Source organism: Thermococcus sp. (assembly GCF_015521605.1).
Taxonomy (GTDB): Archaea; Methanobacteriota_B; Thermococci; order Thermococcales; family Thermococcaceae; genus Thermococcus.
Map to the genome: position 1 here is coordinate 43,131 of NZ_WANV01000020.1, position 9,894 is coordinate 53,024.

Genomic DNA, 9,894 nt, shown 5'->3' on the forward strand with positions numbered 1-9,894 from the left:
TGCTCATGGCACTGAGCGACAGGCTGGAACTCGTTAACCCTTCTGAAATTAGGAAGCTTTTTGACCTGGCTCAGGGTGTTGAGGGGCTCATTTCACTTGGAATCGGTGAGCCTGACTTTGATACTCCCGAGCACATCAAGGAATATGCAAAAGAAGCCCTTGACAAGGGAATGACGCATTATGGGCCGAATGCAGGACTGATGATGCTCAGGGAAGCCCTGGCATGGAAGCTAAGGGAGCAGAACGGCATCGATGCCGACCCCAAGACTCAAATCATGGTGACCGTCGGCGCCAACCAGGCGTTTCTGATGGGGTTCGCGGCCTTTCTGAAGGACGGTGAGGAAGTTCTCATCCCCAGCCCGATGTTCGTCAGCTACGCCCCGACGGTTCTGCTCGCGGGGGGAAAGCCCATCGAAGTCCCAACCCACGAAGAAAACGAATTCAGGCTGAGCGTCGACGACCTCAAGAAGCACGTAACCGAGAAGACGAGGGCCCTCATCATAAACTCTCCCAACAACCCGACCGGTGCGGTCCTCACCAGGAAGGACCTCGAAGAGATAGCCGACTTCGCAGTGGAGCACGACCTCATGGTCTTCAGCGATGAGGTCTACGAGCACTTCGTCTATGACGGCGCCAAGAACTACAGCATAGCCTCCCTCGACGGCATGTTCGAGCGCACCCTCACAATCAACGGCTTCTCAAAGACCTTTGCCATGACCGGCTGGCGTCTCGGCTTTGTCGCAGCTCCGGAATGGATAATCGAGAGGATGACCCGCTTCCAGATGTACAACTCGACCTGCCCGGTTACGTTCGCCCAGTACGCGGCGGCAAAGGCCCTGAAGGACGAGCGCAGCTGGAAGGCCGTCGAGGAGATGAGGAGAGAATACGAACGCAGGAGAGACCTCGTGTGGAAGCGTCTTAACGAGATGGGGCTTCCCACTGTTAAACCCAAGGGCGCATTCTACATCTTCCCGCGCGTGAAAGACACTGGCCTGACCAGCAAGGAGTTCAGCGAGCTCATGCTCCTGGAGGCCAAGGTCGCAGTCGTTCCCGGTTCGGCCTTCGGAAGTGCCGGGGAGGGCTACATCAGGATAAGCTATGCCACAGCGTACGAAAAGCTCGAAGAGGCCATGGACAGAATGGAGAAAGTGCTGAGGGAGAAGAAGCTCGTTTAAAGCTTCTTCAGTTCCACCTTTATCTCTTCTCCGAGCTCTATCACGGCGTAATACTTTCTGAAGAGCGGGCCGGGGTTTACCACGAGGGTTTCTCCGATCCGGTCGATCCCCCTCCCCTCGTGTATGTGGCCGCAGACGACGACCGGAGGGGATTCCTCCTCTATGAACTCCCTCAGCGCCCTGCTGCCAACGTGGTGGCCAAAGTGGACCTTGTCAGCCACAGTTCCATGGGGCGGAACGTGGGAGAGGATTATGTCGCCGTCCCGGTAGTTCTCCTCCAGAATCGTGGCTATCTCGTCCTCCGTCAGCTCCCATATCGTGTGGAAGGGCGTGATGTTTGAACCGCCGATTCCAACGATGCCGACCCCACCGACCTGGACCCGCCTGTTGTGGACGTTTATTCCGAGTTCGCTCAAGAGTTCCGGGACGTCCCTGCCGTCGCAGTTTCCGTGAACGGCAAGCACAGGCATATCAAGCTCCAGAAGAGGTTCAAGAACTTCCCTTGCTTTACCAGAACCGCTGAAATGGGTTAAATCTCCCGCAACGAGGAGTGCGTCAAATTCTTCGCCCCTCAGAACTTCGGCAAGCTGCCTGCTCCTCTTGGAGTTTCCGTGGATGTCCGTTACCGCGATGAATCTCACGGGATCACCCCTCATGTGTAGACGCCCATCTCCTCGGCTATCTTCAAAAGCCTCTCCGCCCTTTCATCGGTGGGTGGATGAGTTGAGACCATCTCAGCCAGACTCCCCCTGAAGGGGTTCACGATGAAGAGTCCTGACGTGGCCAGGTTGCCCCCCTTCATCGGGCGGAAAGATATCGCCTTGTCGAGTTTTAGCAGGGCGCTGGCGAGCGCGAGGGGTTTGCCGCTTATCCTTGCTCCGTGCTCGTCGGCCAAGTACTCCCGGGAGGGACTCAGGCCGATGTACAGAAGGCCCCCGGCTATGGGGGCGAGTATTCTAACCAGGAACCCGCTGTTGGGATCATCGCCCTTCTCCTTCCGAGACACGAAGCTGAACAGCCTGCCGAGGGCATAGGCGACGCTGAGTACAAAACCCGTAATCACAGAAACGACGGTTTGAATTAAGGTGTCTCCGTTCAGTATGTGGGCCACCTCATGGGCCAGGACACCCTCTATCTCGTCGGGGTCGAGCACCCTCAGCAGCCCGTAGGTGAGGACTATGGTGGCGCTTCCCGAGCCTTTGCCGGTCGAGAACAGGTTCGGAGTGCCAACGGGGGCCAGGGCCAGTTTGGGGAGAGGAATCCCTGCGCTGGACGAAAGCTTCCTCAGAACTGCATACAGGTAGGGATAATCGCTTTCGGTAACGAGCCTGACCCTGTACCACCTCATCAGGAGCCTGTCTCCGTACCAGTAAATCAGCCAGTCGGCGATTAGAACGAGAAAAAGCATGACGATCATACCCTGGATACCCACAAGGAGGTATCCCAGTATCGCCGGAACGAGAGCTGTGAGAAGTATTACAAGCACCAGTCTGAGCCATTTGATGGCCCCCATATTTAATCACCCCCTAGCATCAGATACTCGAGGACGTCATCGTACGCCTCGGTCCAGTCGACAACCCCTACCCTCCTCTTCACCCCCTCCTCAAGAAGTGTCAGGATCTCATCGACGACCTCGTCGGGGGTCTTATCTGTGGTGTCAACCTCCAGAACCCTCTTGTTCTTCTCCAGTGCCTCAACGAGAATGACGTCTACGAGTTCGGCTTCAACGTTTTCGGCCAGCTTTTTACGGGAGTATCCCCGGGATTTGAGCCTCTCGGCCACTGCTCTCGGGTGGAGACGGAGGACCACGACAACATCGGCTGGAACCAGGTGACTGAGGTGGCCATCGATGACAACGTTCCTGGCGGAGAACTCGGCCTTAACTTCACGGGCCAGCGCATCGACGTCTATCTCAATCTCGTCCCCAACAGGCTCACCGATACCCTTCATGAGGGCAAAATCCTTCACACTCACGTATTCGTAGCCAAGCCTCTCACTTAGGAGCTTTGAAACGGTGGTTTTACCGACTCCGGGAGTACCACTCACGGCGATTATCATCGATTTACCCCCGAGAACTCACCTTATTTTGTTGTCTGAGGTTTATATGCTTGTTCCTCGTTAATCGTCGAATGTACATGTAGCATTCAGCGAAAACCTTTTAAGGACTATAGTTTCTATATAGATGCAGGTGGCGCGAAATGGAGAGGCTAAAATTACTCCAAAGGAAGCTGCACGTTGTGAAAAAGCAGAAGGAGCTCCTCATGCTTGAGGAGGCCAAGCTCATAAGGGTGGCCCGTCAGAAAAAGGTGGCCGCCAAGAAGCTCGCCAAGGTTAAGAAGGAAAAGGTCGCCCTTGCCCTGGAAGAGGCGAGGCTTGTTAGGGTTCTCAAGCAGAACGGCTATCCAGCCGTTTGAGGTTTTTCAAAACTTTTAAGAAAAGGAGAAAGCTCAGAAGACGCTGAGCTTGTCCTCCAGTATCATCTTCTGTATCTTGGTTATGTCGGCGAGCCATGCATCTGCTATCTCGTAGGCCGGCTTCTGTATGGTCTCAAGGCTGTAGCCCTTCTTCGGGATGACCTGGACGCTGGCAACGAGCGGCTCGTCGATCGGCTTGCCTATCTGGCTGAGTATCCTGACGTAGACCTCCTCGACACCTTCGACCTGCTCGGCGATGTCGTTGGCGATGAGCATTGAGAGGAGGTTGTATATCTTTCCGACGTGGCTGACCGGGTTCTTACCGGCCGCTGCCTCCATGCTCATATGCCTGTTCGGGGTGATGAGACCGTTAACGCGGTTGCCCCTTCCAACGGAACCGTCGTCTCCAGCCTCGGCGCTGGTTCCGGTGACGGTTATGTAGTAGATGCCCCTCTCCGGGTCGTCGGCGGTGTTGACGTAGATGTTGACCTTCCTCTCGGTGTTGGCCTCTGCAACTCCCCTCGCTGCCTCATAGATGGCCTCCTTGACGGCCATGTAGTCGTCCGGGGTGTCGACCTCGCTGTCGACTATGGCTGCAGCGATGGTAAGGTCTATCTCGTCGCCCTTCCTGAGGCCCATGACCTTGATGTCCTCACCAACGGCGGGATACTTCCTCTTGAACTCATCGCTGTTGAGGAGCCTTTCGGTCTCAAGAACTATCCTCTCGGTCTCGCTGAGCGGAGCGTAGCCGACGCCGAAGCTGGTATCGTTGGCAAGCGGGATCGGGTTCTCCTTGGCCTTGTTGAAAACACCGACGAGGTCCACGCTTCCCTGCCCGATGCGGGAGTCAATGACGACGTGGTGCTCAAGGTCGAGGTGTCTGACGGCCCTCCTGAGGTACTCGCGGGCGGCCTTTATGGCGACCTCGTGAACCGGGAAGAGCTCGCGGTCAACTATCTCAACCGCCCTACCCGAGAGAAGTATGTAAATCGGCTTGATGACCTCGCCGCCGCCGAAGCGCGGGTAGGCCTTACCTCCAACGACCTCAACCTGGTCGGTGTTGTGGTGGAGGATTATCCCGTACCTCTTGATATACTCCCTGCTGAGGGCCCTGCTGACGGCCTCGGCTATACCGTCAGCTATGCTGTCGGGGTGGCCTATTCCCTTCCTTTCGACGAGCTCGACCTTCTGCATCTCGACAGGGGTTCTCATGAGCTCCTCAACCACTATGTTCCTAACCTTCTCAGCCATGATCGTCACCTCTCGAAGTGTGTATGAGCAGGTCTGTTCATCACTTTATATACTTTTCGGCATGAATTCAAAAGCCTAATATTCCTGTCGGTTATTGACCCCGAAACCCTTAAATTTCTCCCCGAAAATCTTCCATAACGGAGGCATCCGACGACGCCCGGTGGCCCGGGCCCGGGAGTCAGCTTCCTGCCAGCGATGAGCGGGTGCGACGATGCCGGGCGGACAGGGCTTGGCCTCCGGACCGCCAGAGACCGCCGTTTGGCGCTCCATGAGGGCGGGGGATCAGCCAAGCCCACACTTTTTAAGCTTCCACGACAACCTTTCTCGGTGGGAACATGGGATTGAAGGAAATTATACGTGAGATACGCGAGGTTCTTGACGAGAAGGACGCGCTTAGGGAAGAGGCACTGAGGCTCACCAGGGAAATAGTCCGCCTGAGTGGAGATGCTATAAAAGCCCTTCACCGTGGAGAAAAGGAAAAGGCCGCCGAAAGGCTTGACCTGGCCAGGGACAAAGTGACAACCCTCCGAGAAAAGCTAAGAGACCACCCCGATATATATTTCACGGGCTACGTCCAGAATGCTCACCAGGAGTTCGTGGAAGCCAGCCTGTTCTTTGCGTACATAACGGGTGGAGAGTTCCCCTCGCCCTCGGAGCTCGGAGTCCCCCATGCTGACTACGCGCTCGGGATAGGCGACTTCATAGGAGAGCTGAGAAGGCGCTTCCTGATACTACTTCTGGAGGGCAACATAACCGGAGCGGAAGAGGTCTACCGTTTCATGGAAGCAACCTATGAAGAGCTGATGACACTGGAGTACCCCAAGGGACTGGTGAACATCAGGGGAAAGCAGGATCAGGCAAGACACATACTCGAGAGAACCCTTGAGGATCTGACGAGGGCAAAGCTTGGCAGAAAGCTTGAGGAGAAGCTTGAGGCGGTGGCAGGGGATAACGGATAGTTAGTTAATTGCATAATTAGGTGATTATGTGATTAATGAAATCAACAAAAAGCTCGGGAAAATTGAAGAGGCCCAGCGGAAGCTTGCCTTGAAGATCATAGAGAAACCGGTCAGGGCGGAGAGTGTGAAAACCGTTGGGGCGGTCGATGTTTCCTACGGTGACACCGCCAGGGCGGCCTTTGTCCTGTGCTCCTATCCCGACTGCAGGGTACTGAAAACCAGGGTAATCGAGACGGAAGTTGCCTTTCCCTACGTCCCCACTTTCTTTTTCCTCAGAGAGACGCGGCCGGTTCTCCTGGCGGTGAGGGGGGAGGAGTTTGATGTGCTGCTCGTGGAGGGACACGGGAGGGCACATCCCCGGGGCTACGGGCTCGCCTCCCACATCGGACTGTTGCTTGGAAGACCAACCATCGGTGTTGCCAAGAAGCCCCTGAAGGGAGTCGCTGAGGGGCAGTTCATAAAGGTGGGAAAAGCTTATGTAAGCGTCGGGCACTTAATCGATTTAGAGTCTGCGGTGAGAATCGTCGCGTCTTTGCTTGAGGGCGGCTACCCCACGCCGTTGAAGCTCGCGGACAGGCTGTCAAAGAGGGGAAGGCTATGAGAAGAATTCAAATGCTCATACTGCTCGCTCGGAAGGGCGCGCTTGGCAGGAAGATAAAGATAACCCTGAGAGAACTCGCCAACGAGCTGGGAATCTCCCCCCAGTCGGTTCTCCGGCTGCTTGAGGAAATGGAGGAAGAGGGGCTGGTGGAAAAAGACGTGATAGGGAGAAAGACCTACGTTGAGATAAGCCAGGAGGGGCTGGCTTTTCTGGAAAGCCTCTGCGATGCCATCTCCGAGGCCCTCTACAACGGTATAATAATCGGCGAGGTCATATCCGGAATCGGGGAGGGGGCGTACTACGTCAGACAGTACTCCCACCTGATACGTGAGTACCTGGGCTTTGACCCGTATCCCGGCACTCTAAACATACGCGTGCTGTTTCCAAAGACAGTCTTTGATGCGTTCTGCGGGGTTAGACCTGTCATCCTGCCCGGATTCTCAAAAGGCGGAAGAACCTTTGGAGATGTCAAAGCCTACCGCGTCCAGATAGGCGAAGTTGAAGGGGCAATAGTCATACCATCCAGAACAGTCCACCCGCCAAGGATCGCCGAGATAGTCGCCCCCGTGTGCCTCAGGGAGAAGCTGGGGTTAAAAGACGGAAGCAGGATAACCGTGAAGGTCGTGAGAGGATGAACTGGCGTTCGATACTCACCTGGGCGGGCATTGGGGCTTTCATCGGATTCGCCATAGCCGTCGGGATGTACTCTCCAATGAAGAACGAGAACTTTGTGTATTTGATATACGTAGGAATGCTGGCTGGATCGCTTTTTGGAGCAAGGTATCCAATGGACACGCGGGCGTCCGCCTACGCCTTCCCCCTGGGATTCGCTGCAACGACCCTTCTCGCGGGTGTATGGATGGTCAAGTCCGTGGGTTCCAGCGACGTCTACGCGTTCCTTGCCGTTGTCGTGGTGGTTATGATGCTTGTGGGTGCCAACGGATTTCTGGATATGTTCCTGGTGCCGCTAACGTACTTTGGAGGCTTCACAGTCGCGATGCTGACGTTCAAGGGCTATCAGCCACTTCAGGGCTCGGAGGGTGCGGTCGTCGGCCTCTTCACGATAGGAGTCATGGGGGCGATACTGGCCTTTTTTGCGGTCTTTGGAAGATGGGCGTTCGCCATGGCCAAGAACATCCCGAGGAGGTAACGTTTAAATACGTCCACCAACAACCTAATCCGGTGATTAAAATGGTGATGCGTCTCTCAAGGCTCTACGGAAAGCAGATATACAACACCAAGGGTTATTACGTCGGCTACGTCGACGAGATACTAATCGAGATAGACAGAGGGCAGGCAAAGATACTTGCCTTGGGCCTTCCAGGGGAGAAGGTCGGCGTCCCCTACGACAGGGTCACCGCGATAGGAGACATAATACTGGTAAAAGCAAGGGAAGAATGATCAGCCTTCTTTAACTTTTAGCGCCTCAAGGAACTTTTCGGTTATTGCCTCTTCTGCCAGCCTGAGCAGTGAGCTCTTGTCCCTGGCCAGTTTGAAGATTCCCAGCGGAATCCTTGCACCACCGGACTGCGCGTGGCCACCGCCGCTGCCGATGTCCCCAAAGGCCTCCCTGAGAACCGTGCCTATGTTGACCCTGACATCGCGGGTTCTGGCGGAAATTTCTATCCTGTCATCAACGATGCCGAAGACCAGAACGGTGGTTATCCCCTCAAGGCGGAGGAGGAAGTCGGCCGATTCAGCTATTGCATCGCGGTTCGTTATGAATCCAACGTTGCTGACAACGACGTTTTTGTAAATGCGACGGTTCATTATTGCCTTGGCCAGTATCTCAGCAGTCTCGGTGCTTATGTCCGGGTGCTCTATCTTGTCAAGGAGCTCGTAGTCAACCTTTCCGGCAAGGAACTCTATCGCCTTCAGGTCAACATGGCTCAGCTTGGAGAACTTCTTGGTGTCGATGTAGATGCCGTAGAAGAGAGCCGTTCCAAGGACGGGCGTGACAGAGATGTTGAGAGTGCGGAGATACTCCGCCAGTATCGCGGACGATGAGTTTACTTCCGGCCTTATGTCAAGAAATGCATCGTCTGGAAGGAGTTCCTGAAGATGCTGCAGTATCTGATGGTGGTCGATTAATATCTTTATCTTCTCGTAGTCGTTGCCCTCCAGTACCGTCAGATTCCCATTGGGCTGGCAGTCCACGAGCGCTATAACCGGATAGCGCTTGAGCTCATAGGAGCCGCGGGAAATCTTCCTTATGTCAACCCCAAGCAGGTTAACAAACGCCCTGTTTTCGTGGTGGGTTATTTCACCGCCGTACACGATCTGAGTCTTGAAGCCAAGCGTCTGGGCTATAACGCTGAGCGCTGTTGCGCTGGCTATCGCATCGGGATCAGGATTGTCGTGCATCACTATCAGGAGGGAGTCGCTCTTTGCCTTGAGCTCCTTGAGCTTCTTCACGAGAAGGTTGGCGTTCTTCTTTTCGCCGAGCATCTCGACAGTCTTCACCACGGCATCCTTAAGGGCGCTCCGGGGTGAAATCGCGTACTCCACTCTGACTTCCGCCTCGAATTCTTCGTTTATCTGAGAAATAAGGTCGTCGAGACTCACCTCGTCCGGAATAACCGTAAGGATAGGGACGTCCTTGTTATTTGTTCTTATCACATAGACCGTTTTCTTTATTGTGTCCACGTCCATCACGGTGATTATAACCAGCTCAGCCCTATCTATGCCGGCCTTTAGCAGCGTTGCTGTGTATGAAAAGTCCCCCTGAATGACCTGGAATCCGCTCTCTTCAAGAGCCTTTGCCCGGAGCTGATCCTTCTCAATGATTATAATCTCAAACTCCCCTTTGAGAGAGTCTGCTATTGAGCGGCCGATTGCCCCGCCTCCAAGTATCAGCACCCGCATGTTTCTCACCTTTTTGCACAATAATGTTTAAATACAAGCGCCGATATACTAAGACGGTGAATTCCTTTCGGGATTTCTTTGATGGAGGGATATATATAGCTAATGGTGATGAGTATGCAGTTGCCGGACAAGCAGCCACTCATTGAAAACGTGGTAGTAACCTCGGCGGGGGAACTAGGGGAGCTTATTCAAGAGGGCCTCTCAAAGGGTAGCGGTGCTTTTCTAAAGATATTCGCCAAGGACTCCGCCGGAAAGTACTACATGACAATACTCCTCGACCGCTCTAAGGTACTCGCTGCCGAATGCCTTCTCGTGGACAAGAAGCAGAGCCTCAACGGAGAAGAGGCAATCAGCGTGTTGAAGTCATTCATCGGTAAACCCATGGTCGTTGACGTTTATGCCCTTGATGAGCTGGAAATCAAGCTTTCAATAGCGGATAACGTTGATGTGTACGTCCAGACACCGAAAATACCCCTGAACGAGCTGTTCAAAAAGGCCGAGGAAGGCCCACCGAAAAGGGGGGAGGAACAGAAAGAATCAACGACCCACGTGACCGTTACGCAGGAGGTCCCCAAGGCGGTTCCGGTTGTGGAAGAAGCGAAGGCAGAGGAAAAGGCCGAGGTCCCCAC

Annotated in this window: 13 protein-coding genes; 8 read left to right on the plus strand and 5 right to left on the minus strand. The window is 54.7% G+C overall.

Annotated features, from left to right (window positions below):
• Positions 1–5: 5 nt before the first annotated feature.
• On the plus strand, positions 6–1,175 hold the full coding sequence (locus tag F7C11_RS04210) for a pyridoxal phosphate-dependent aminotransferase (RefSeq protein ID WP_297091300.1): 1,170 nt from the start codon (positions 6–8) through the stop codon (positions 1,173–1,175).
• Here F7C11_RS04210 and F7C11_RS04215 read toward each other — a convergent pair.
• The 3 genes from F7C11_RS04215 to F7C11_RS04225 are packed head-to-tail and all read right to left on the minus strand — an operon-like array spanning position 1,172 to position 3,233.
• The gene (locus tag F7C11_RS04215) at positions 1,172–1,816 is read right to left on the minus strand and encodes a metallophosphoesterase (RefSeq protein ID WP_297091270.1); all 645 of its coding nucleotides are present in this window, start codon (positions 1,814–1,816) and stop codon (positions 1,172–1,174) included. The two genes, F7C11_RS04210 and F7C11_RS04215, sit on opposite strands and share 4 nt — an antisense overlap.
• A gap of 11 nt (positions 1,817–1,827) precedes the next feature.
• Positions 1,828–2,688, minus strand: a complete 861-nt coding sequence (locus tag F7C11_RS04220; protein WP_297091272.1) for a M48 family metalloprotease — start codon at positions 2,686–2,688, stop codon at positions 1,828–1,830.
• Positions 2,689–2,690: 2 nt separating this feature from the next.
• Positions 2,691–3,233 (minus strand): adenylate kinase family protein, encoded by a 543-nt coding sequence (locus F7C11_RS04225; RefSeq protein ID WP_297091273.1) that lies wholly within the window; start codon positions 3,231–3,233, stop codon positions 2,691–2,693.
• A gap of 140 nt (positions 3,234–3,373) precedes the next feature.
• On the opposite strand from F7C11_RS04225, the gene F7C11_RS04230 reads away from it, so the two are divergent.
• A complete protein-coding gene (locus tag F7C11_RS04230; protein WP_088180276.1) occupies positions 3,374–3,589 on the plus strand; it encodes a hypothetical protein in 216 nt (71 codons plus the stop codon).
• Between the two features lie 33 nt (positions 3,590–3,622).
• Here the strand turns inward: F7C11_RS04230 and F7C11_RS04235 are convergent, their stop codons facing one another.
• Positions 3,623–4,840: a methionine adenosyltransferase gene (locus F7C11_RS04235; protein ID WP_297091281.1), complete on the minus strand. Its 1,218-nt coding sequence runs from the start codon at positions 4,838–4,840 to the stop codon at positions 3,623–3,625.
• Between the two features lie 335 nt (positions 4,841–5,175).
• Between F7C11_RS04235 and F7C11_RS04240 the strand changes: the two genes are divergently transcribed.
• From F7C11_RS04240 to F7C11_RS04260, 5 genes are read left to right on the plus strand one after another with little or no spacing between them, the layout of a single operon-like run.
• Entirely contained in the window at positions 5,176–5,799 is a 624-nt protein-coding gene (locus F7C11_RS04240; protein ID WP_297091283.1) for a haloacid dehalogenase, read from the plus strand.
• A 28-nt stretch (positions 5,800–5,827) separates the two neighbouring features.
• Complete coding sequence (locus F7C11_RS04245) at positions 5,828–6,400, plus strand: endonuclease V (protein ID WP_297091285.1); 573 nt, start codon at positions 5,828–5,830, stop codon at positions 6,398–6,400.
• On the plus strand, positions 6,397–7,035 hold the full coding sequence (locus F7C11_RS04250; protein ID WP_297091287.1) for a CTP-dependent riboflavin kinase: 639 nt from the start codon (positions 6,397–6,399) through the stop codon (positions 7,033–7,035). The genes F7C11_RS04245 and F7C11_RS04250 overlap by 4 nt, the downstream gene beginning before the upstream one ends.
• Positions 7,032–7,550 (plus strand): hypothetical protein, encoded by a 519-nt coding sequence (locus F7C11_RS04255; RefSeq protein ID WP_297091288.1) that lies wholly within the window; start codon positions 7,032–7,034, stop codon positions 7,548–7,550. The genes F7C11_RS04250 and F7C11_RS04255 overlap by 4 nt, the downstream gene beginning before the upstream one ends.
• A 41-nt stretch (positions 7,551–7,591) precedes the next feature.
• Complete coding sequence (locus F7C11_RS04260; RefSeq protein WP_297091302.1) at positions 7,592–7,801, plus strand: PRC-barrel domain-containing protein; 210 nt, start codon at positions 7,592–7,594, stop codon at positions 7,799–7,801.
• Here F7C11_RS04260 and F7C11_RS04265 read toward each other — a convergent pair whose 3' ends face one another.
• Positions 7,802–9,265, minus strand: a complete 1,464-nt coding sequence (locus tag F7C11_RS04265; protein WP_297091290.1) for a DHH family phosphoesterase — start codon at positions 9,263–9,265, stop codon at positions 7,802–7,804.
• Between the two features lie 108 nt (positions 9,266–9,373).
• Between F7C11_RS04265 and F7C11_RS04270 the strand changes: the two genes are divergently transcribed.
• The coding region (locus F7C11_RS04270; protein WP_297091291.1) for a DUF2226 domain-containing protein at positions 9,374–9,894 on the plus strand (521 nt) is incomplete at its 3' end.